The organism is Bradyrhizobium semiaridum (assembly GCF_020329505.1).
GTDB lineage: Bacteria > Pseudomonadota > Alphaproteobacteria > Rhizobiales > Xanthobacteraceae > Bradyrhizobium > Bradyrhizobium semiaridum.
Window position 1 is genome coordinate 381,942 of the sequence record NZ_JAGKJJ010000001.1, and the last position, 21,328, is coordinate 403,269.

Annotated in this window: 18 protein-coding genes and 2 tRNA genes; 8 read left to right on the forward strand and 12 right to left on the reverse strand. The window is 64.7% G+C overall.

What is annotated here, in order from left to right:
• The first annotated feature begins 278 nt into the window (after positions 1 to 278).
• Entirely contained in the window at positions 279 to 578 is a 300-nt protein-coding gene (locus J6500_RS01740; RefSeq protein ID WP_225710938.1) for an HU family DNA-binding protein, read from the forward strand.
• 282 nt (positions 579 to 860) lie between these two features.
• A complete protein-coding gene (pepT, locus tag J6500_RS01745; RefSeq protein ID WP_225710939.1) occupies positions 861 to 2,117 on the forward strand; it encodes a peptidase T in 1,257 nt (418 codons plus the stop codon).
• A gap of 9 nt (positions 2,118 to 2,126) precedes the next feature.
• Here pepT and J6500_RS01750 read toward each other — a convergent pair whose 3' ends face one another.
• The 5 genes from J6500_RS01750 to J6500_RS01770 all read right to left on the reverse strand — a co-directional run bounded on the left by J6500_RS01750 (position 2,127) and on the right by J6500_RS01770 (position 4,359).
• Positions 2,127 to 2,987, reverse strand: coding sequence for a class I SAM-dependent methyltransferase (locus J6500_RS01750; protein ID WP_225710940.1), 861 nt, complete (start codon positions 2,985 to 2,987; stop codon positions 2,127 to 2,129).
• Complete coding sequence (locus tag J6500_RS01755) at positions 2,987 to 3,292, reverse strand: YciI family protein (protein ID WP_225710941.1); 306 nt, start codon at positions 3,290 to 3,292, stop codon at positions 2,987 to 2,989. The genes J6500_RS01750 and J6500_RS01755 overlap by 1 nt, the downstream gene beginning before the upstream one ends.
• A gap of 23 nt (positions 3,293 to 3,315) precedes the next feature.
• A complete protein-coding gene (locus J6500_RS01760) occupies positions 3,316 to 3,621 on the reverse strand; it encodes a hypothetical protein (protein WP_225710942.1) in 306 nt (101 codons plus the stop codon).
• Between the two features lie 200 nt (positions 3,622 to 3,821).
• Positions 3,822 to 3,898: transfer RNA gene (locus J6500_RS01765), tRNA-Val, on the reverse strand.
• Between the two features lie 56 nt (positions 3,899 to 3,954).
• Positions 3,955 to 4,359 carry a GFA family protein gene (locus J6500_RS01770; RefSeq protein ID WP_225710943.1) on the reverse strand — a complete coding sequence of 135 codons (405 nt, stop codon included), beginning with the start codon at positions 4,357 to 4,359 and terminating at the stop codon, positions 3,955 to 3,957.
• A 163-nt stretch (positions 4,360 to 4,522) separates the two neighbouring features.
• Here J6500_RS01770 and J6500_RS01775 point away from each other — a divergent pair, with 163 nt between their 5' ends.
• The gene (locus J6500_RS01775; RefSeq protein WP_225710944.1) at positions 4,523 to 5,191 is read left to right on the forward strand and encodes a GntR family transcriptional regulator; all 669 of its coding nucleotides are present in this window, start codon (positions 4,523 to 4,525) and stop codon (positions 5,189 to 5,191) included.
• A gap of 1 nt (position 5,192) precedes the next feature.
• Positions 5,193 to 6,416, forward strand: coding sequence for an MFS transporter (locus J6500_RS01780; protein WP_225710945.1), 1,224 nt, complete (start codon positions 5,193 to 5,195; stop codon positions 6,414 to 6,416).
• Positions 6,417 to 6,488: 72 nt separating this feature from the next.
• On the opposite strand, the gene lon is transcribed toward J6500_RS01780, so the two are convergent.
• The 5 genes from lon to J6500_RS01805 form a co-directional block, all read right to left on the reverse strand.
• Positions 6,489 to 8,915, reverse strand: a complete 2,427-nt coding sequence (gene lon, locus J6500_RS01785; protein WP_225710946.1) for an endopeptidase La — start codon at positions 8,913 to 8,915, stop codon at positions 6,489 to 6,491.
• A 321-nt stretch (positions 8,916 to 9,236) separates the two neighbouring features.
• Complete coding sequence (clpX, locus tag J6500_RS01790; protein WP_024506813.1) at positions 9,237 to 10,511, reverse strand: ATP-dependent Clp protease ATP-binding subunit ClpX; 1,275 nt, start codon at positions 10,509 to 10,511, stop codon at positions 9,237 to 9,239.
• Between the two features lie 439 nt (positions 10,512 to 10,950).
• Complete coding sequence (locus J6500_RS01795; protein ID WP_016847729.1) at positions 10,951 to 11,586, reverse strand: ATP-dependent Clp protease proteolytic subunit; 636 nt, start codon at positions 11,584 to 11,586, stop codon at positions 10,951 to 10,953.
• 221 nt (positions 11,587 to 11,807) lie between these two features.
• On the reverse strand, positions 11,808 to 13,169 hold the full coding sequence (tig, locus tag J6500_RS01800) for a trigger factor (protein WP_225710947.1): 1,362 nt from the start codon (positions 13,167 to 13,169) through the stop codon (positions 11,808 to 11,810).
• A 163-nt stretch (positions 13,170 to 13,332) separates the two neighbouring features.
• A tRNA-Leu gene (locus J6500_RS01805) sits at positions 13,333 to 13,417 on the reverse strand.
• Between the two features lie 191 nt (positions 13,418 to 13,608).
• Here J6500_RS01805 and J6500_RS01810 point away from each other — a divergent pair.
• A complete protein-coding gene (locus J6500_RS01810; protein WP_225710948.1) occupies positions 13,609 to 14,874 on the forward strand; it encodes a multicopper oxidase family protein in 1,266 nt (421 codons plus the stop codon).
• Positions 14,875 to 14,892: 18 nt separating this feature from the next.
• The gene (locus J6500_RS01815) at positions 14,893 to 15,978 is read left to right on the forward strand and encodes an enolase C-terminal domain-like protein (RefSeq protein WP_225710949.1); all 1,086 of its coding nucleotides are present in this window, start codon (positions 14,893 to 14,895) and stop codon (positions 15,976 to 15,978) included.
• A 57-nt stretch (positions 15,979 to 16,035) separates the two neighbouring features.
• On the opposite strand, the gene J6500_RS01820 is transcribed toward J6500_RS01815, so the two are convergent.
• The gene (locus J6500_RS01820) at positions 16,036 to 17,535 is read right to left on the reverse strand and encodes an NAD(P)H-hydrate dehydratase (protein WP_225710950.1); all 1,500 of its coding nucleotides are present in this window, start codon (positions 17,533 to 17,535) and stop codon (positions 16,036 to 16,038) included.
• Between the two features lie 356 nt (positions 17,536 to 17,891).
• On the opposite strand from J6500_RS01820, the gene J6500_RS01825 reads away from it, so the two are divergent.
• Positions 17,892 to 18,230, forward strand: coding sequence for a P-II family nitrogen regulator (locus J6500_RS01825; protein WP_011441447.1), 339 nt, complete (start codon positions 17,892 to 17,894; stop codon positions 18,228 to 18,230).
• Between the two features lie 147 nt (positions 18,231 to 18,377).
• Positions 18,378 to 19,787 carry a type I glutamate--ammonia ligase gene (gene glnA, locus J6500_RS01830; protein ID WP_139483224.1) on the forward strand — a complete coding sequence of 470 codons (1,410 nt, stop codon included), beginning with the start codon at positions 18,378 to 18,380 and terminating at the stop codon, positions 19,785 to 19,787.
• A gap of 389 nt (positions 19,788 to 20,176) precedes the next feature.
• Here the strand turns inward: glnA and J6500_RS01835 are convergent, their stop codons facing one another.
• Positions 20,177 to 21,244: an extracellular solute-binding protein gene (locus tag J6500_RS01835; RefSeq protein WP_225710951.1), complete on the reverse strand. Its 1,068-nt coding sequence runs from the start codon at positions 21,242 to 21,244 to the stop codon at positions 20,177 to 20,179.
• Positions 21,245 to 21,328: the final 84 nt, after the last annotated feature.

Here is a 21,328-nt window from a genome sequence, read left to right on the forward strand (position 1 = left end):
GAGGGCATAAAGGCCCTCATCCCGTTAGTCAAGGAGGTTGCAGAAGTCCTCACAAGGCAGGCGTTTTGCGCCGCCGATCCCCCATAATGCCCTGTTTTGGGGGAAGCGGCGTAGTCAGCAAAGCCCCGAATCAAATACGCCTGATGCGTTCTGGTATCCTGGATGCTGCCCCCGGTCGGAGCCGGCGGTTTCAGGACTTGGCCGGGACGGACGCGAACGATTTGCCCATTCGCGCGCGAGCAGCAATTCCAGCCATTCAGCTTTGAGGAGGGCCACACATGGCGAAGAAAGCAGCGACCCCGGCGACCATCACGCTGAAGCACCTGGCCGCGGCCATCGCCGAAGAGCAGGACATCTCGAAAAAGCAGGCCGAAACGATCCTGACCGACGTGGTCACCAAGATCACCAAGCACCTGAAGAAGGGCGAGCGGATCCGCATCGTCGGCCTCGGCATCCTCCAGGTGCGCAAGCGCGCCGCCCGGATGGGCCGCAACCCCGCCACCGGCGAACAGATCCACATCAAGGCCAGCAAGAAGGTCGCCTTCCGCCCCGCCAAGGAGCTGAAGGAAGCCGTCTAAAGCGCGATGAGATTGGGGAATCGTCATCGCGCTTTAGCTCTTTGTTTGCGCATGATCTTTTCGGAAAACCGCTTCGCACTTTTTCGGATCATGCTTTAGACCGCCGCGTTCGCAGAGCACGCTTCGTTAACGAAGCGCCATTCCGGGTTGGAACGCGGCCCCGGGATGGCGCTTTTCTGTTATAGAGCCTTTAGGTTTTCGTTTACGTGCTGGCGTCGTGCGAACGGCTCCACGTCGCTCGAAAACGCGATCCTGTCGTACCCCTCACCTCGCGCGGTCTTCATGCTGGCACCGGTCCTCGACTTCAAGCACACCGTCACCGAGCGCTTCCTGCGCTACGTCGTGATCGACACCCAGTCCGATCCGGACTCGCCGACCTGTCCTTCCACCGAAAAGCAGAAGAACCTCGGCCGCGTCCTGGTCGCCGAGTTGCAGGCGATGGGGATTGCGGATGCGCATCTCGACGCGCATGGATATGTCTATGCGACGATCCCGGCCAACACCGACAAGAAGGTGCCGGTGATCTGCTTTTGCTCCCACATGGACACCTCGCCCGACTGCACCGGCAAGGACGTCAAGCCGCAGATCGTGACCAACTACCGCGGCGGCGACATCGTGCTGCCGGCCGATCCCTCGCAGGTGATCCGCGCCGCCGAGCACGAGGCGCTGGGCGAGCAGATCGGCAACGACATCATCACATCAGACGGCACCACCCTGTTGGGGGCCGACAACAAGGCCGGCCTCGCCGAGATCATGGATGCCGCGCATTTCCTCGTCACCAATCCGCAGGTCAAGCACGGCACCATCAAGATCCTGTTCACGCCGGACGAGGAGATCGGCCGCGGCGTCGACAAGGTCGACATCAAGAAGTTGGGCGCCGATTTCGGCTACACGATGGATGGCGAGAGCGCCGGCCATATCGAGGACGAGACCTTCTCCGCCGACGGCGCCAGCATCATCATCGAGGGCGTCGCGACCCATCCGGGCTTCGCGAAAGGCAAGATGGAGCACGCCATCAAGATCGCCGCCGCGATCGTCGACCGCCTGCCGAAGGACACCTGCTCGCCGGAGACCACCGAGGGCAAGGAAGGTTTCCTGCATCCGGTCGCGATCTCGGGCGCGCTGGAGAAGGCGCGGGTCGACTTCATCGTGCGCGACTTCACCGAGGCCGGCCTGAAGCAGAAGGAAGCGCTGCTCGAGGCCATCGTGAAGGACGTCATGAAATCCTATCCGCGTTCGAGCTACCGGATGGAAGTCAAGCAGCAGTACCGCAACATGAAAGAGGTGATCGACCGCCATCCCGAGGTCGTCGCCTACGCGATCGAGGCGATCAAGCGCGCCGGGCTATCGCCGGTGAAGACCTCGATCCGCGGCGGCACCGACGGCTCGCGGCTGTCGTTCATGGGGCTGCCCTGCCCCAACATCTTCGCCGGCGAGCACGCCTTCCACTCGCGGCTCGAATGGGTCAGCCGGCAGGACATGGAAAAGGCGGTGCAGACCATCGTGCATCTGGCGATGATCTGGGAAGAAAAGGCGTAGCCTTCGGGGCTACGACGCCCGCGCCGTCACGACCCAGATCGCGGCCGGCAACAGCACTGAACCACCCTTCGCGAACGGCGTCAGCGCCTCGCGGATCGAGCTGACGGCGGCGGTACGCACTTCGTCCGGGTGGCCGTCCAGTGCGCGGCTGGCCGGGCCGATCTCGAGCGCACCCTGCACCGCAAAGTCCATGCCGCGTCCGATTGCGACGTCGAGCTCGAGCCGGCACGGCTCCATCGCCACCCCGGTAAACCCGGCCTCGCCGAGGATGCGCTGCACGCGCGCCTCAGAGGCAAAGGAAAACGGACCAGGGTCCTCGGGCCCGAGCTGCGGCAGCTTCGGCACGTGCTTGTAGACCGCCTGCAGCGGCGCCATGAAGAACGGATTCTCGCGCGGCTCCTTCCAGCAGATGAAGGCAAGCCGCCCCGACGGCTTCATCGCCTTGCGCAGATGGGCGAAGGAGGCGGCAGGATCGGCGAAGAACATCACGCCGAAGCGCGATGCGAGCAGGTCGAAACTGGCCGGATCGAACGGATAGACGGTGGCGTCCGCCAGCGCGTAGCTGGCCGGCGCATCGTTCGGCGTGTTCTGTCGCGCCCGCTCCAGCATCGGGCCCGACACGTCGACGCCGAACACGTGGCCCGACGGCGCCACCTTACGCGCCAATGCGATCGTGGACGCGCCGCTGCCGCAGCCGACATCGAGCACGCGCTCGCCGGGCGCAGGTCTGGCACGATCGAGCAGCAGGTCGAGGATCGGCGCGAGCAGGATGTCCTGCACCGCCTGACGGTCGGCCCAGCGCTGCCCGCCCGGTCCGTTCCAATAAGCGATCTGGTCGGCGTTGCGCTCGTGGCCTTGTGCGAGGTCCATCAGCAGCTTTCCTTCGTCGCGGCGCGCAGCATCGGCATCACCTGATAGACAAAACCGGCGTTGGCCTTGGTGACGGGATCGTTGGCGACGATCTCCTGCGGATCGGCATCGTCGGGCAATTGCAGTACGCCGAGCCCCCAGACGCCCGCGGGATCGGCCACCGGCCCGAACACCAGCGCCTTGCCGGCGCGGAGCAGCTCGCCGCAATAGGCGACATGCGCCTGCATGATCTCGGCCTCCTGCGGCGTCATGTCCTGCGGAAAGGTCGGACGCGGACCGGTCAGCCGGCAGACGTAATACTTCATGGTTCAGCCCCGCCGTCGCGCAACTACTTGGTGGCGGTGCCCGCCGGCGCCGCCGGCTTCGGCGCGGCCATCTTTGCCGCGGGCTTGGCGTGCGGCCGGGACGCGGCCTGCGGCGCGTTGTCGGGGCGGGCGATGCCCCACGGATCGGTCTGCTTCTGGTCCGGCACGTTGCTGAGCGAGCGCTGATAGGCACGCTCGGCGCGCTTGTCCTCGGCCTTCTGCGCCTCGGTCTTCGGCTTGTCCTCCTCGCGATACTGCTGGATGTGGTCCTGCGCCAGAACAGGTCCGGCGATCAGGGCCATCAGGACGGCGGCAATGATTGTGCGCATGCATCAGCTCCCAATTGCGCGGCGAACTTATCATCGCGCCCAGTTGGGCGGCAAACTGCGTGGAAAGAATGACGGCGATCGATACTGGAGCCGGTCCGCCTTCGCTCTTCGGCGTGACAGCCTTCGCCCTGCGAAGGCGCGTATGCGGTGAAACTGCCGCGAAGGCTGGCCTGCCGAGCCGTAGCCCGCAGGGCGAAGGCTGGTAGGCGGCGAGAGATTCGAACTCCCGACCCTCTCGGTGTAAACGAGATGCTCTAACCAGCTGAGCTAGCCGCCCTCACCTGCGCCGCCTCTTTAGCCTTGCCCACCCCTGCGGCGCAAGGTCGGCGGGCCCTAATCCATCGGGCGGCCCGGCAATCCCTTGAGATCGTGGATCCAGGGCGCGGCGGAACGGCACCAGATCTGTCGCTTGGGCGTCAATTGGGCGCGCTGGCGGATGCTGCCCCAGCGGATGCCCCAATCGTCGGGCCCGCCGGCCTCACCGCTGGTGAACAGCGGGGAACCGCAATCGGCGCAAAAATGCTGGAAGCGGATCTGGCCGTTGTCGCCGCGCTTGCCGTAGACCTTCGGCGCCCCGCGGGTCAGGCGAAGCTTTTCGCCGGCGCAGAGCGCCGTGACGCGGTAGGGCGAACCGGTCAGAGTTTGGCAGTCCGTACAATGGCAGATCGAGACCCGTTCGGGATCGATGTCGGCCTGATAGGCCACAGCTCCACACTGGCACTGCCCGTCGATCTGCATCTTGCTGCTCCATTCCCTCGCCCTCGAAACAAGATGATGCCGGCAGGCACCGTTCCACTCGCCTTGAGGTCCGGCTCGCGGTTTGGCATCCCAAAGTGACCTTGTTTGGGATACCAAAACGGGATATCGGTGGACATCATCCATTCCGGCTGAGAACCGTCCCATGTCGCAGATGCTGCAAATCCACGATCAGCTTCGCGAGATGATCCTGTCGCTCGACCTCGGCCCCGGCGAGCGGCTGACCGAGCGCTGGCTGGAGAGCCGTTTCGAAGGCTCGCGGACGCCGATCCGCGCGGCGCTGGTACGACTCGAGGGCGAAGAGCTGGTGCAGCGCGACGGCCGCAACTGGATCGTTGCGCCGATCGACCTCGGCGAGTTGGAGGCGCTGGCCGAGTTTCGCTTGCCATTGGAGACCACCGCGGTCCGCCTCGCCTGCACGCGGGCCAGTGCGGCCGAGATCGCCGGCATCGAGGCGATGCTGGACGCCTGCCAGGCCGGCGCGCCGCGCGAGGAATGGCACCGAGTCGGCACCGATTTCCATGTCGAGATCGCGCGGCTCACCGGCAATCCGTTCGTCCTCAAGGCGATTTCCGGGGCGATGACCCGACTGTCGCGGGCGCGCTGGCTGGAGGTGTGGACTGAGCCGTCGCGCGAGCAGGCCTGGCGCGAGCACCGGCGCATTCTATCCTTCATCAAGGCCAACGATCCGGAGGCGGCCGCGCGCGAGGCCGCCGATCATATCCGCGACACACGCGATCGCCTGCTGCGCTCGCTGCGCGAGGACCGCCGTGGGCTGAAGGCGCGCGGCTACGCCGTGGTCGGGCTCCGCTGAGATGGACGCTCACGTCAACGCCGAGATCGAGCGCGAAGCAGCGCTGGAGGCCGGTCCCTGGAAGCGTAACCTGATCGTCTGCGTGTACGGCTCCTTCACGACCATCGTGGGGATGACGCTGCTGCTGCCGTTCCTGCCGCTTTATGTCGAGCAGCTCGGCGTGTCGGATCACGCCGCGATCGTGCAATGGTCCGGCGTCGCCTATGGCGCCGCCTTCTTCTCTGCCGCCTTGACCGCGCCGCTATGGGGCCGCCTCGCCGACCGCTACGGCCGCAAGCTGATGCTGATCCGCGCCAGCCTCGGCATGGCAATCGCGATGTCGCTGATGGGCATGGCGCACAACGTCTATGAGCTGGTCGGGCTGCGGCTCCTGACCGGCCTGCTCGGCGGCTACGCCTCGGGCTCGACCGTGCTGGTCGCAGCGCAGACGCCGAGGTCCCGCTCCGGCTGGGCGATCGGTGTCCTGTCCGCCGGCATCATGGCCGGCAGCCTGGTCGGCCCCTTGGTCGGCGGCATCCTGCCGCCCCTGATCGGCATCCGCGCGTCGTTCTTTTTGATCGGCGGCGTCATCTTCGTCACCTTCCTCGGCACCACCTTCCTGCTTCGCGAGGGACCGCGGTCGAAGACCATGGGCGGCAGCAAAGCGCGCGGCGGCTGGGCGCAGGTATCCGACAAACGGCCGCTGATCGCGATGTGGACGACCGGCCTGCTGCTGATGATCGCCAACATGTCGATCGAGCCGATCATCACGGTCTATGTCGCCCAGCTGGTCGAGGCGCCGCAGGTGACGTTCGTCGCCGGCCTCGTGATGTCGGCGGCGGCGTTCGGCAGCCTTTTGTCGTCGTCGCATCTCGGCAAGCTCGCCGACCGCGTCGGGCACTGGCGGATCATCATCATCTGCCTTGCGGTCTCGGCGCTGCTACTAATTCCGCAGGCTTTCGTGACCAGCGGCTGGCAGCTGATCCTGCTGCGCTTCCTGATGGGGCTGGCGCTCGGCGGCCTGCTGCCGTGCATCGCGAGCGTGATCCGGCACAACGTGCCTGACACCGTCACCGGCAGCATGCTGGGCTATTCGGTGTCGGCGCAGTACGCGGGACAGGTGATCGGGCCGCTCGGCGGGGGCTTTGTCGGCGGCCATATCGGCATGCCTGCGGTGTTCCTCGGCACCAGCCTGCTGATGGCGCTTGGCGCGATCGGCAACTGGATGATCGAGACGAAGCGATAGCCCGCCCCGCAGGACGCAAGACAAAAAACGGCACCCGAAGGCGCCGTTTGATTGTTTGTCGATGGAGCTTGCTCAGTGCGCCGTCAGGCCGCCGGCGGCTTCGTCCGCAGCGTCGGGCTTGACGTCGACCTTGGTCTCCTCTTCCCAGACGATCGGCGTCGGCACGCGGATCAACGCCTTGGCGACGACCTCGTCCAGCCGCGAGACCGGAATGATGTCCATGCCGCCCTTGATCGCATCGGAAATCTCCGTGAGATCCTTGGCGTTGTCCTCGGGGATCAGCACCGTCTTGATGCCGCCGCGCGCGGCAGCCAGGAGCTTCTCCTTCAGGCCGCCGATCGGCAGCACGCGGCCGCGCAGCGTGATCTCGCCGGTCATCGCGACATCGTGGCGGACCGGAATGCCGGTCATGACCGAGATGATCGCGGTGGCCATCGCGACACCGGCGGACGGACCGTCCTTCGGGGTTGCACCCTCCGGCACGTGAACGTGGATGTCGCGGCGATCGAACATCGGCGGTTCGATGCCGTAGGTGATCGCGCGCGAGCGGACGTAGGACGCCGCCGCGGAGATCGACTCCTTCATCACGTCGCGCAGATTGCCCGTGACCGTCATCTTGCCCTTGCCGGGCATCATGACGCCTTCGATGGTCAGCAGCTCGCCGCCGACATCGGTCCAGGCAAGACCGGTCACGATACCGACCTGATCCTCGTCGTCGATCTCGCCGAAGCGATACTTCGGCACGCCGAGGAACTCCTCGATGTTCGCCTCGGTGACCTTGACCGACTTCTTCTTGGAGATCATCAGCTCCTTCACCGCCTTGCGGGCGAGTGTCGAGAGCTCACGCTCCAGATTGCGCACGCCCGCTTCGCGGGTGTAGCGGCGGATCATCAGAAGCAGCGCATCGTCGTCGATCGACCATTCCTTGGAGTCCAGGCCGTGCTTGGAGAGCGCGGACGGGATCAGGTGCTTGCGCGCGATCTCGACCTTCTCGTTCTCGGTGTAGCCGGCGATCCGGATGATCTCCATGCGGTCCATCAGCGGGCCCGGAATATTCAACGTATTCGCGGTCGTGATGAACATCACGTTGGACAGGTCGTAATCGACCTCGAGGTAGTGGTCGTTGAAGGTCGAGTTCTGCTCGGGATCAAGGACCTCGAGCAGCGCCGACGACGGATCGCCGCGGAAATCGGCGCCCATCTTGTCGATCTCGTCCAGCAGGAACAGCGGGTTCGAGGTCTTCGCCTTGCGCATCGACTGGATGATCTTGCCGGGCATCGAGCCGATATAGGTGCGGCGGTGACCGCGGATCTCGGCCTCGTCACGCACGCCGCCGAGCGACACGCGCACGAACTCGCGCCCGGTCGCCTTCGCGATCGACTTGCCGAGCGAGGTCTTGCCGACGCCGGGAGGCCCGACCAGGCACAGGATCGGTCCAGTCAACTTGTTGGCGCGCGATTGCACGGCGAGGTACTCGACGATGCGGTCCTTGACCTTCTCCAATCCGTAGTGATCGCTGTCCAGCACGGCCTGCGCGGCCGCGAGGTCCTTCTTGACCTTGGACTTCTTGCCCCACGGGATCGACAGCAGCCAATCCAGATAGTTGCGCACGACGGTCGCTTCCGCGGACATCGGCGACATCTGGCGCAGCTTCTTCAACTCGTGCTGGGCCTTCTCGCGCGCTTCCTTGGAGAGCTTGGTCTTGGAGATCTTCTCCTCCAGATCGGCCAGCTCGTCGCGACCTTCGTCGTCGCCGAGCTCCTTCTGGATCGCCTTCATCTGCTCGTTCAGGTAATACTCGCGCTGGGTCTTCTCCATCTGGCGCTTGACGCGCGAGCGGATGCGCTTCTCGACCTGCAGCACCGAGATCTCGCTCTCCATCAGGCCCAGCACCTTCTCCAGGCGCTGCGTGACGGACAGCGTCTCCAGGATCGCCTGCCGGTCGGAAATCTTCACCGCAAGATGCGAAGCAACGGTGTCGCCGAGCTTGGCGAAATCGGTGATCGCCTGCACCACGCCAACGACCTCGGCGGAGATCTTCTTGTTCAGCTTTACGTAGTTTTCGAAGTCGGACACCACCGAACGCGCCAGCGCCTCGGCTTCGACCGAATTGGCGTCAGTGTCGGCGAGTGCGACTGCGGTCGCCTCATAGTACTCGGCGCGGTCGGAATAGGTCGCGACGCGCGCGCGCTCGAGGCCCTCGACCAGCACCTTAACGGTGCCGTCGGGCAGCTTCAACAACTGCAGGACGCTGGCGAGCGTACCGGTCTCGTAAATGGCATCGGGTGCCGGATCGTCGTCGGACGCGTTCTTCTGCGTCGCGAGCATGATCAGCGCGTCGGTCTTCATGACCTCCTCGAGCGCGCGGATCGATTTCTCGCGGCCGACGAACAGCGGCACGATCATGTGCGGAAAGACGACGATGTCGCGGAGCGGCAGCACCGGATAGGAGTGGCTTTCGCCGTGAACGATCGTTGGCCGGGGTTTGGAAGTCGTCATGGCCTAATCCTCTTGTTATGCCCCCTTGCACGCAGCCCGCCTGCTCGCGCAACCGCCACAAGGTGCCTTGATGATCCGGAATAAGTGAGGCATTGGCCGCCGCTCTTTCCGCATCGGGAGGCGACGAATCTCAACGCATGAGCCCCGCCGCTGATTGCATTAGGTGGCTATCGGGCACAGGGGTGTCAAGTACGAGAAGTGTCGGGAAAGTCAGGCTAAACAGCGATTTGGTGCTACGCCGAAAGAGCGGCGCTGCTGAACGGCAGCGGCCGCCGGAACAGCCGGCAGCCGTGCATTTTTGACGGTTCGCGATGCGGATCTTTACGCGCTCGCGCTGCTCTCGACCGCGCGGTCGGAACGATCCGCGTAGATGTAGAGCGGACGCGCCGTTCCCTCGACCACCTCGCGCGAGATCACGACTTCCTCGACGCCTTCGAGGCCCGGGAGGTCGAACATGGTCTCGAGCAGGATGCTCTCCAGGATCGAACGCAGGCCGCGCGCGCCGGTCTTGCGCTCGATCGCCTTGCGAGCGACCGCGCCAAGCGCCTCGTCGGCGAAGGTCAGTTCGATGTTCTCCATCTCGAACAGCCGCTGGTACTGCTTCACCAGCGCGTTTTTCGGATCGGTCAGGATCTTCTTCAGCGAGGTCTCGTCGAGGTCTTCCAGCGTCGCGACGACCGGCAGACGGCCGACGAATTCCGGGATCAGGCCGTACTTCAGCAGGTCCTCCGGCTCAACGTGACGGAAGATCTCGCCGGTGCGGCGATCCTCCGGCGCGAGCACCTGCGCCGCGAAGCCGATCGAGGTCGAACGTCCCCGCGCGGAGATGATCTTCTCGAGGCCCGAGAAGGCGCCGCCGCAGATGAACAGGATGTTGGTGGTATCCACCTGCAGGAACTCCTGCTGCGGATGCTTGCGGCCGCCCTGCGGCGGAACCGAGGCCACCGTGCCTTCCATGATCTTGAGCAGCGCCTGCTGGACGCCCTCGCCCGACACGTCGCGGGTGATCGAGGGATTGTCCGACTTGCGGCTGATCTTGTCGATCTCGTCGATATAGACGATGCCGCGCTGCGCGCGCTCGACATTGTAGTCGGCCGCCTGCAACAGCTTCAGGATGATGTTCTCGACGTCCTCGCCGACATAGCCGGCTTCGGTCAGCGTGGTCGCATCGGCCATGGTGAACGGCACGTCCAGGATGCGGGCCAGCGTCTGCGCGAGCAGCGTCTTGCCCGAACCGGTCGGACCGATCAGCAGGATGTTCGACTTCGCGAGCTCGACGTCGTTGTGCTTGGTCTGGTGGTTGAGCCGCTTGTAGTGATTGTGGACGGCGACCGACAGCACCTTCTTGGCATGGCTCTGGCCGATCACGTAGTCGTCCAGCACCTTGCAGATTTCCTTCGGCGTCGGGATGCCGTCGCGCGACTTCACCAGCGAGGACTTGTTCTCCTCACGGATGATGTCCATGCACAGTTCGACACACTCGTCGCAAATGAAGACAGTCGGTCCGGCAATCAGCTTGCGAACTTCATGCTGGCTCTTGCCGCAGAACGAGCAATATAGCGTGTTCTTGGAGTCGCTCGTGCCGACCTTACTCATCCATTATCTCCGTCCGCCGTTCGATCTCGTTTGCCAGATCGACCCAATCCGGCACAAACCGGGGCTGATGGGTAGATAGAGCAAATTCCGTACCAAAAAAGACCCTACGCAGTACTGACCGTGCGAATCACGGTGCCTTCGAATCCCCCGCGATCATAGTCGATGCGTCACAGCCAACCATGCTGGCACCCGACTATCAAGAATTCGCTAATCGCGGGGCCAGCTCAAGACCGTGACAATACCGTGATTTTCAACGATCGCACGTGGAATACGCGTCGAAATCCACGAAACGTTGCGGGATTGCCACGCCGGCCAATGAGCACGAAAGCGGAACTTTCGGCCCGCACGCATGCACTTGCGCAGCTCCGCAGTCCCGTTTGCCGGTTATGTGAGGCGCCAATGTGGAGATCACACGACGCCTCGGAATGCCTGCCCTGACTCAGGCCGCCTTGGCGGCCGCCGGATCGTCCGGGCGCTTGTCGATCACCTTGTCGACGAGGCCGAACGCCTTTGCGTCCTCGGCGGTCAGGAACTTGTCGCGCTCGAGCGCGTCCTCGATCGCCTTGTAGGTCTGGCCGGTGTGCTTCACGTAGATCTCGTTGAGACGCTTCTTGAGATTCAGGATCTCCTGCGCGTGCAGCATGATGTCGGTGGCCTGGCCCTGGAAGCCGCCGGAGGGCTGATGCACCATGATGCGGGAGTTCGGCAGCGTGAAGCGCATGTCCTTCTCGCCGGCCGCCAGCAGCAGCGAGCCCATCGAAGCGGCCTGCCCCGTGCACAGCGTCGATACCGGCGGACGGATGAACTGCATCGTGTCGTAGATCGCAAGGCCCGACGTCACCACGCCGCCCGGCGAGTTGATGTACATCGAGATTTCCTTCTTCGGATTCTCGGCCTCGAGGAACAGGAGCTGCGCGACGATCAAGGTCGACATGCCGTCCTCCACCGGACCGGTCACGAAGATGATGCGCTCCTTGAGGAGGCGCGAGAAGATGTCGTAGGCGCGTTCACCGCGATTGGTCTGCTCGACGACCATCGGGACGAGGTTCATGTAGGTTTCAACGGGATCGCGCATGGAAGGACCCAGGGGTTAGGGGTGATGCGAAGGAAGCTTACGGTTAACCCAGATATAGGCCAATTTCCGGCCGACAAGACCGGCACTAGCCACCTGGGCAGGCGAACTCAGGCAAGACGATCGGCCGCCGAAGTTCAAGCTGATTCGCAGCGGCGCGCCTAGCGACGGGGTCCCGCCGCCGGCGCGCTTTCGCGGTTCATCATTAACGCGAGGTGCCGGAATTAAGCGGCAGTCTTCTCGGCGTCGTCATCCTTGAACAACTCCTCCTTGGTGACCTTCTTCTCGGTCACGTTGGCGAGCTCGAGGATGAAGTCGACCACCTTGTCCTCGTAGATCGGGGCACGCAGCTGAGCCAGCGCCTGGGCGTTGTTGCGGTAGTAATCCCAGACTTCCTTCTCGCGGCCGGGCACCTGGCGGGCACGCTCGATCACCGCGCGCGAGACCTCCTCGTCGGTCACGGTGATCTTGTTCTTCTCGCCGATCTCCGAGAGCACGAGGCCAAGCCGGACCCGGCGGTCGGCGATCGTACGGTACTCCTGCTTGGCCGCCTCCTCGGTGGTGTTCTCGTCGGCAAAGGTCTTGCCGGAGGATTCCATCTCGGCCTTGATCGAGTTCCACATCAGGTTGAACTCTTCGTCGACAAGCGACGGCGGCGCCTCGAACTTGTGGTTCTCGTCGAGCCGGTCGAGCAGCGCGCGCTTGACGCGCTGCCGGGTGGCTCCGGCGAACTCCGCCTTCAGACGCTCGCGCATCAGTTCCTTGAGCTTGTCCAGCGATTCCAGGCCCAGCGTCTTGGCAAACTCGTCGTCGATCGTGGTCTCGCCGGGCGCCTCGATCAGCGTCGCGGTGGTCTCGAATTCGGCCGGCTGGCCGGCGAGCTTCTCGTTGAGATAGTTCTTCGGGAACGAGACCTTCAGCGTGCGGGTCTCGTTCGCGCCGATGCCGATCAGCTGCTCCTCGAAGCCCGGGATGAACTGGCCGGTGCCGATCACGACCTGGATGCCCTCACCGGTGCCGCCCTCGAAGGCCTCGCCGTTGATGGTGCCCTTGAAGTTGACGGTGACGCGGTCGCCGTTCTCGGCCTTGGCGCCCTCGGACTTGGCATTGTACGGACGGTTGCTGTCGGCGATGCGCTTGATGCCGTCGTCGACGTCGGCGTCGGAAACGTCGACCACCGGCTTCTCGACCGCGAAGGTCTTGAAGTCGGCGAGCGTGATCGGCGGCACCACCTCGATCGCGACTGTGTAGGTCAGATCGGTCTTGCCCGACAGCAGATCCTCGACCTCAGCCTTCTCGGTCGGCATCGTGATCTTCGGCTCGCCGGCGAGGCGGAAGCCGCGGTCGGTGAAGATCTGCTTGTTGGTGTCGCTGATGGTCTGGTCGATGGTCTCGGCCATCACCGAGCGACCGTAGATCTTCTTCAGATGCGCCACCGGCACCTTGCCCGGACGGAAACCGTTGAGACGCACCTTGTCCTTGAGGTCGACCAGCTTGGCGCCGGCCTTGGCATCGAGATCGGATGCCGGAACGCTGATCTTGAACTCGTGCTTCAGTCCCTCGTTGAGGGTCTCGGTGACCTGCATGGTGTCAATCTTCTTCCGCTTTCGCCGCCGGCCTTGCGGCCGTGGCAGTGTTCAATCAAGTCGACGCGCGGCCGTTGAGCCTGACGCCGGTGGTTCGGTGGACCCGCGGCCCGCCAGGGCTCAAGGTCCTCCAAGGAATCGTCATGCAAACGCTGTAAGCGCTTGGTGCGGGCGGAGGGACTCGAACCCCCACAACTTTCGTCACTGGAACCTAAATCCAGCGCGTCTACCAGTTCCGCCACGCCCGCGTGAAAGCATCCACTCCGGCCGCGATGCCGCGGGCGGCCGGGCTTATAACATGCGCCCACCGGTTCGCAGCAAAAAAATGGCCGCTATGCACCCTGCCCTGCGACCGATCGCGACTGGACAGGTCTAATTAAAAATGGTCCGCATCGGTCCGATGGCAAGTCCCGATTTTTCCCTCACCCGGCGCGACATGATGGCCTGCCTCGGCGCCGCGGCGCTTTGTCCCGTGTGGCCAGCCCAAAGCCTGGCGCAGGGCCGGACCGCGGTCGCGCTGCAAGCCAAGGCAGACCGCGTCGCGCTACGCTCCGGCGGCCCCGAGACGCCGGTCTGGTTGCTCGGCGGCGGCGAACTCCGCTTCAAGCGCGGCGAGACCCTCGACGTGACCCTCAGCAACGAGCTTCCGCTGCCGGTCGCGTTCAACTGCCGGGGGCTCGACGGCGCGCCGGCGGCGGAGCCGCTGACCTCCCGGGCACCGCTCGCGACGGGAGCAAAGGATACCTTCCAGCTCGCGCTGCGGCAGGCTGGCACCTTGTTCTGCGAAGCGAGCCCGCTCGGCGACGGCGCCTTGCCGGTGCGGCCGTGCGCCGTGGTCGTCACCGGGACGGCGCCGGTCGCCATCGACCGCGACGAGGTCCTGCTGATCGAGGAGTGGCGGCTCCGCCCCGACGGCAGCGCGGTTCCGCCCGGAATCGTTCCAGAGGATACGACGTTATTTCATACAGTTAACGGCCGAACCTCATTCGAGATCTCGGCCCAGGCCAATGCCCGGCTGAGACTCCGCTTTGTCAACGGCAGCCCGCGCAGCGTACTCGCGGTCAAGCTTGAGAATGCCGACATCAGGGTGATGGCGATCGACAGCCAGCCTGCCGAGCCGTTTCCGGCACGTAACGGCGCGCTGGTGCTGGCGCCGGGAAGCCGCACGGACGTCTTCGTCGACGCCGTTGGGCCGGCGGGCACGAGTTTCCCGATCCTGCTCCACGACGGCAAGCAGGCCCGGTCGGTCGGCAAGGTCACCGTCACGGCCGAGCCGCCGCTCCGTCCCGCGCCATTTCCGCCCGCCCCCCCGCTGCCGGCCAACGACCTGCCGGCCCAGTTCGACCTCAAGAATGCCGCGAGGTTCGAGCTGGCGCTCGGAGGGCCCGGCGACTGGACGCGCGCCGCAGACTTCAAGCCGTCCTCCGCGCCCGCCTTTCAAGCCAAGATCGGCCGCGCCGTCGTACTGGCCCTGACCAACCGCGCCTCCGTGACCACCGTCTTCCATTTGCACGGTCACCACTTCCGCCTGCTCGACCGGCTCGACGACGGCTGGAAGCCGTTCTGGCTCGACACGCTCGCGATCGAACCCGGCCAGACCCAGCGCACCGCCTTCCTCGCCGAATATCCGGGTCGCTATCTGATCGAGCAGGTCGCGACGGATTGGGCAGCGCCGCGGCTCGTGCGATGGTATGGCGTTCAATAACAACAAGAGGAAACACCCATGAGCCAGGCAGTTGCCGCGATCCGCAAAGTCACCGCGCGAAGCGTCGTGGTGCCGCTCAAGCGCCCTGTGAAGAACGCCTTCGGCGTGATCGATTCCGGCCCGCTCGTGCTGATCGACGTCGAGACCGATCAAGGCGTTACCGGCCGCACCTATATCTTCGCCTACAGCAAGCTCACACTTAACCCACTTTGCTACCTGATCGAGGAGATCGGCCGCGAGCTCGTCGGCAAGCCGGTCGCGCCGTTCGAGCTGATGAAAGCGATGGACGCCAAGTTTCGCCTGCTCGGCTGGCAGGGCCTGGTCGGCATGGCGGTGTCGGGCCTCGACATGGCCTATTGGGACGTGCTCGGCCAACTCGCCGGCCGGCCGCTGGTCGAATTGCTTGGCGGCTCGGCAACGCCGATCAAGGCTTACGACAGCTACGGCGTGGTCGATCCGGTGGCCGACGAGCGCGCGCTACGCCGCTCGCTCGACCAGGGATTCAAGGGCATCAAGATCAAGGGCGGCGACGGCGATGCCGCCAATGACGAGCGCGTGGTCAAGAGCGTGCGCGCCCTGCTCGGCCCGGACATCGCGCTGATGATCGACTTCAACCAGTCGCTCGATCCGGCAGAAGCCACCCGCCGCATCGCGCGGCTCGCGCCCTACGATCTGCACTGGATCGAGGAGCCGGTGCCGCAGGAGAATCTCTCCGGCCACGCCAAGGTCCGCGAGACCTCGCCGACGCCGATCCAGGCCGGCGAGAACTGGTGGTTTCCGCGCGGCTTTGCCGAAGCGATCGCCGCCAGCGCGTCCGACTTCATCATGCCCGACGTAATGAAGGTCGGGGGCGTCTCGGGTTGGCTCCAGGTCGCAGGCCAGGCCGACGCCGCCTCGATCCCGATGTCGAGCCATCTGTTCGCCGAGGTCAGCGCGCATCTGCTCGCGGTGACGCCGACCGCGCACTGGCTCGAATTCCTCGACTTCGCCGGCGCGATCCTGGCAAAGCCGGCCGAGATCGTCGACGGCGCGGTGACCGCACACGGCCCCGGCCTCGGCATCGAGTGGAATGAGCCGGCGGTGGCGAAGTATCTGGTGAGCTAGGAGCTAGCCTTCGCGCCAACTTACGCCGCCGCATCCACGTCCGAGAGCGCGAGCCGTCTAATAGTCAATCCCGAACTCGTCATAGAGCCGGCGAAACACCGCGGGCAGAACCTCGGTGAGATCCTCGGCGATCAGGCCCGGGCCGGCCTCTCTCGCGCCCTCGCCGTGCATCCAGACGCCGATGCTGGCCGCTTCGAACGCCGCAACGCCCTGCGCTAGGAAGCCCGCGATGATGCCGGTCAGCACGTCACCGGCGCCGGCGGTGGCGAGCCAAGGCGGCGCGTTGGCGGCGATGCTGGCGCGGCCGTCGGGCGATGCGACCACGGTGTCGGCGCCCTTCAACAGCACCACGGCGCCGGAGCGCTCGGCGGCGGCGCGCACCCGCTCGAGCTTGGAGCGGCCCGGATGCTTGTTGGAGATGTCGCTGAACAGCCGCGGAAACTCGCCTTCGTGCGGCGTCAGCACCACCTGCTGGCCGTCGGAGGCCTTGATCGTGTCGAACAGGCGGTCCGGCGCGCTGGCAAAACTGGTCAGCGCGTCGGCATCGAGCACGAGGTGGCGCTGCGCCGCGAGCGCGGTGTGGACGAAGTCGCGGGTGCGCGCGTTGACGCCGAGACCCGGGCCGATCGCGCAGGCATTGTAGCGCTTGTCGCCGAGCAGCTCGGCGAACTGGATCGGATTGTCGACCGCTCGCACCATCACCGCGGTCAGCGCCGCCGCGTTGACGGCGAGCGCATCGCGCGGCGAGGCCAGCGTCACGAGGCCGGCGCCGGCTCGCAGCGCGCCACGCGCTGCGAGCCGCGCCGCGCCGGTCGAGGCGATATCGCCTGATACGACCACGGCATGGCCGCGTGCGTATTTATGGCCGTCGATCCGCGGCACCGGGAACGACCAGCGCCAGGCCTGCGGCACATTCTCCGCGGTCAGCGGCTTGATCTCGTCGAGCACGGTCAGATCGATGCCGATGTCGGCGACGCGGACGCGGCCGCAATGCATCCGCCCCGGCAACAATAGATGCGCGGGCTTCTTGCGGAAGAAGGTCACGGTCTCGGTCGCCTGCACCGCGGCGCCCATCACCGCGGCCGTCGTGCCGTTGATGCCGCTCGGCAGGTCGACCGCCAGCACCGGCGCGCCGTTGGCGTTGATCGCCACGATCATCTCCAGCGGATCGCCCTTCACCGGCCGGTTGAGGCCGGCGCCAAACAGGGCGTCGATGATCAGCGCCGGCTTGCCGAGCGCCTGCGGGTTGAACGGCAGCACCGGATATTTCCAGCCCTTCGCCGCCAGCGCCGCATCGCCCTGCAGGCTGTCGCGCTCGCAGAGCAGGACGACGGAGACCTCGCGGCCGCGCGCCGCGAGTTCAGCGGCGGCGACGAAGCCGTCGCCGCCATTGTTGCCGCGGCCGGCAACGACGACGATCGGCCCCTCCTCGACGAGGTCCATCGCCGCCTCGGCGACCGCCTGACCCGCGCTCATCATCAATGCGAAGCCCGGCGTGCCGGCTGCGATGGTCAGCCGGTCGGCGCGTTCCATCTCGGTGGTGGTCAGCACATCCATGCCGATTCCTCGATCTCTTCGCCTTTTCCAGAGGCAATTCCGATCACGTTCCCACGGTTTCGACTGTTCAATTGCATACGGATTGATCTATTTGCCTATTCGTTAGGCTTGGATATCCTGACGCGGAGGTTCGAAATCTGCCGATTGCCTGTTAAAAGGCTGATAACATTCCAAAATCGGGGACCCCTACAACTTGGCATAGACCCTGCTTTCGAGGAAGCCGCGCAGAAGGGCCACTCCATGCGACCTGATGCGCGTTTCCGGCCAGATACCGGAAGCTCTAGAACCTCACCAGACTGCGCCCCACGCGCATCGAAAATACGACCCTGCAATCTGCAATGCCCGGGAGGCGCTCAGTGAAGAAGATTGAAGCCATCATCAAGCCCTTCAAGCTCGACGAGGTGAAAGAAGCGCTCCAGGAAGTCGGACTACAGGGTATCACGGTGACCGAGGCCAAGGGGTTCGGACGCCAGAAGGGACACGCCGAACTCTATCGCGGTGCAGAATACATCGTCGACTTCCTGCCCAAGGTGAAGATCGAGATCGTGATCGGCGACGACCTGGTCGAGAAGGCGATCGACGCGATCCGTCGCGCCGCCCAGACCGGGCGCATCGGCGACGGCAAGATCTTCGTCTCCAACATCGAGGAAGCCATCCGTATCCGGACCGGCGAATCCGGGCTGGACGCTATTTGAGGGCGGTGCTATCGGCATTTTCCGACGCTCAAGGAGAATAAAGGCTGCTTCGGCAGCCTGATTTCGTTTGAGCGGTCACACCAACTCGCCAAAAGCGGGAATAATGTCGCCGCTGGAAACCGACCCGCACATCCATAAGGGGTATTCATGAAGACCGCCAAAGACGTCCTGAAAATGATCAAGGACAACGACGTCAAATACGTCGACCTGCGCTTCACCGATCCGCGCGGCAAGTGGCAGCACGTGACCTTCGATGTCGGCATGATCGAAGAGGATACCTTTGCCGAAGGTCAGATGTTCGACGGCTCCTCGATCGCCGGCTGGAAGGCGATCAACGAATCCGACATGTGCCTGATGCCCGACCCGGTCACCGCGACGATCGATCCGTTCTTCGCCGAGACCACCATGGTCATCACCTGCGACGTGCTCGAGCCAACCACCGGCGAGCCCTACAACCGCGATCCGCGCGGCATCGCCAAGAAGGCCGAGGCGATGGTGAAGTCGATGGGCGTGGGCGACACCGTGTTCGTCGGCCCTGAGGCCGAGTTCTTCGTGTTCGACGACGTGCGCTATTCGGCCGACCCCTACAACACCGGCTTCCGCCTCGATTCCTCCGAGCTGCCGATCAACTCCGCCACCGAATATGAAGGCGGCAATCTCGGCCACCGCATCCGCACCAAGGCCGGCTACTTCCCGGTGCCGCCGCAGGATTCGGTGCAGGACATGCGCTCGGAAATGCTCGGGGCGATGGCCAAGATGGGCGTCAAGGTCGAGAAGCATCACCACGAGGTCGCTTCGGCCCAGCACGAGCTCGGCATGAAGTTCGACACCCTGACGCTGATGGCCGACCAGATGCAGATCTACAAGTACTGCATCCACCAGGTCGCGCACATCTACGGCAAGACCGCCACCTTCATGCCGAAGCCGGTCTATGGCGACAACGGCTCGGGCATGCACGTCCACCAGTCGATCTGGAAGGAAGGCAAGCCGACCTTCGCCGGCAACAAGTACGCCGACCTGTCGGAGACCTGCCTGCACTACATCGGCGGCATCATCAAGCACGCCAAGGCGATCAATGCCTTCACCAACCCGTCGACCAACTCCTACAAGCGTCTGGTCCCGGGCTATGAGGCGCCGGTGCTGCTCGCCTACTCCGCGCGCAACCGCTCGGCGTCGTGCCGCATCCCCTACACCGCGAACCCGAAGGCCAAGCGCGTCGAGGTGCGCTTCCCCGACCCGATGGCCAACCCCTATCTCGGCTTCGCCGCGATGCTGATGGCCGGCCTCGACGGCATCAAGAACAAGATCGATCCCGGTCCGGCGATGGACAAGGACCTCTACGATCTGCCGAAGGAAGAGCTGAAGCAGATCCCGACCGTCTGCGGCTCGCTGCGCGAGGCGCTGGAAAACCTCGACAAGGACCGCGCCTTCCTCAAGAACGGCGGCGTGTTCGACGACGACTTCATCGACGCCTATATCGAGCTGAAGATGACCGAGGTCGCCCGTTTCGAGATGACCCCGCACCCGGTCGAGTTCGAGATGTACTACTCGCTGTAAGGTTTACGGTTCTCACGAATGCGAAGGGCGCTTCCGGTGGAAGCGCCCTTTGTTTTTGATGGCCCGATCCATCACCCCGAGCTTCACGGGCGTCACTAAAATATCCAGCGTCGCCCTGGCGAAAGCCAGGACCCATTACCCCTATCGCTTGCTGTTGTGCGACGCTGGAGCCGCTATCCCGCTCTCAATCGAATTCGCTGGTTATGGGTCCTGGCTTTCGCCAGGACGACGATGTGGGCAGGCCGCTCACTACAATTCTCACACCGTCACCCAAGGGAGACCGCGAAGCGGTCGTCGGTCGACGGCCCGGCTGATGGCCGTGCATCCTTCGAGGCTCGCAAGAGCTCGCACCTCAGAGGATGACGGATCAGGGAGTTGTGGACGGCCTTCTACACCCGAAACAGCTTCGCGTACCGTGCCTTGATCTCTTCGCTTTGCGCCTGCACCTGGGCCGGGTCGGCCTTCAGCATCTTCAGCCGGTCGAGCGGCACGTGCCCGGCCTTCTCCTTCACCTTGGCGTGGAACGAGCGGTGGGCGAACTCGTCGGCCAGCATCTGCTGGGTCTCGGCGCTGAAGAAGAAGCTCTGGAACAGTTTTGCGGCATTCGGGTTCGGCGCGCCCTTGAAGATGCCGCTCGGCACGATGATCAGCGGCGCGCCTTCGGTCGGATAGACCACCTCGACCGGCTTGCCCTGCTCCTTGGCTAGCACCAGATTGTAGTCGTTGCCGTCGGCCATCACGGCGCGCTCGCCGAGCAGGATCTTCTTCGGCGGATCGGCTGCCGACTGCACCTGCATCACGCGCTGCTGCGCGAGTTTTTCGAGATAGGGCCAGCCGAGATCACGCGCCAGCACGAAGGTCGCGGTCATGATCGCGCCGGAGTAGCCGGGGTGGCCCTTGACGATCTTGCCGCGCCATTTCGGGTCGAGCAGATCGGCATAGCTCTTCGGCGCGTCCTCGGCCTTCACCTGCTCGGTGTTGTAGCCGATCACCTCGAACCAAGCGCACGACGTCGCCGAGGTGCCGTCCGGATCGATCTGATCGGCCGGAAAGTGCTTTGCAACGTCTTCGGGGACATAGGCCGCCAGCCAGTCGTTCTTCTTCCAGTCGAGATAATGCGCAGGATCGGTCGAGTTGGCGACGTCGACGGCGTTGATGCCGCTGCCCTGCTCCTGCGCGATGCGCTGGAAGATGCGCTCGGCGCCGGAGCGCTCGACCCGGACGCTGATCCCCGGATATCTCTGCTCGAAGCTCCGCGCCAAACGTTCGGCCGTGTTCAATTCCAGCGCGGTGTAGAACGAGACCTTGCCTTCCCTGGTCGCCGCCGCGATCAGCTCTGATGTGACCGCCGCGGCCGGCGGCGCAGCCGCCCTTAAGGGTTCGGCGAACACCATGCCCGCGACGCCGGCTGCCGTCGTCTTGAGCCAGTCGCGTCGCGACCATTTGCGGTCCTGCATCTAAACTCTCCCTGGGATCGGGCCGTTGACCGGCCGCGCTGTTGTTGGGTGCGTGATGATAGTCGGATGGGTGGAGCGAAGCGA

What these genes read in the sequence shown, in the direction of transcription:
- J6500_RS01770 (WP_225710943.1), bottom strand. Translation starts at nt 4,359, where the DNA reads ATGCAGATCGACGGGCAGTGCCAGTGTGGAGCTGTGGCCTATCAGGCC.
- J6500_RS01835 (WP_225710951.1), bottom strand. Translation starts at nt 21,244, where the DNA reads ATGCAGGACCGCAAATGGTCGCGACGCGACTGGCTCAAGACGACGGCA.
- J6500_RS01775 (WP_225710944.1), top strand. Translation starts at nt 4,523, where the DNA reads ATGTCGCAGATGCTGCAAATCCACGATCAGCTTCGCGAGATGATCCTG.
- clpX (WP_024506813.1), bottom strand. Translation starts at nt 10,511, where the DNA reads ATGAGTAAGGTCGGCACGAGCGACTCCAAGAACACGCTATATTGCTCG.
- J6500_RS01750 (WP_225710940.1), bottom strand. Translation starts at nt 2,987, where the DNA reads ATGGACCTCGCACAAGGCCACGAGCGCAACGCCGACCAGATCGCTTAT.
- J6500_RS01810 (WP_225710948.1), top strand. Translation starts at nt 13,609, where the DNA reads ATGGCCTGCCTCGGCGCCGCGGCGCTTTGTCCCGTGTGGCCAGCCCAA.
- J6500_RS01795 (WP_016847729.1), bottom strand. Translation starts at nt 11,586, where the DNA reads ATGCGCGATCCCGTTGAAACCTACATGAACCTCGTCCCGATGGTCGTC.
- J6500_RS01755 (WP_225710941.1), bottom strand. Translation starts at nt 3,292, where the DNA reads ATGAAGTATTACGTCTGCCGGCTGACCGGTCCGCGTCCGACCTTTCCG.
- J6500_RS01815 (WP_225710949.1), top strand. Translation starts at nt 14,893, where the DNA reads ATGAGCCAGGCAGTTGCCGCGATCCGCAAAGTCACCGCGCGAAGCGTC.
- glnA (WP_139483224.1), top strand. Translation starts at nt 18,378, where the DNA reads ATGAAGACCGCCAAAGACGTCCTGAAAATGATCAAGGACAACGACGTC.
- tig (WP_225710947.1), bottom strand. Translation starts at nt 13,169, where the DNA reads ATGCAGGTCACCGAGACCCTCAACGAGGGACTGAAGCACGAGTTCAAG.
- J6500_RS01760 (WP_225710942.1), bottom strand. Translation starts at nt 3,621, where the DNA reads ATGCGCACAATCATTGCCGCCGTCCTGATGGCCCTGATCGCCGGACCT.
- pepT (WP_225710939.1), top strand. Translation starts at nt 861, where the DNA reads ATGCTGGCACCGGTCCTCGACTTCAAGCACACCGTCACCGAGCGCTTC.
- lon (WP_225710946.1), bottom strand. Translation starts at nt 8,915, where the DNA reads ATGACGACTTCCAAACCCCGGCCAACGATCGTTCACGGCGAAAGCCAC.
- J6500_RS01740 (WP_225710938.1), top strand. Translation starts at nt 279, where the DNA reads ATGGCGAAGAAAGCAGCGACCCCGGCGACCATCACGCTGAAGCACCTG.
- J6500_RS01780 (WP_225710945.1), top strand. Translation starts at nt 5,193, where the DNA reads ATGGACGCTCACGTCAACGCCGAGATCGAGCGCGAAGCAGCGCTGGAG.
- J6500_RS01820 (WP_225710950.1), bottom strand. Translation starts at nt 17,535, where the DNA reads ATGGATGTGCTGACCACCACCGAGATGGAACGCGCCGACCGGCTGACC.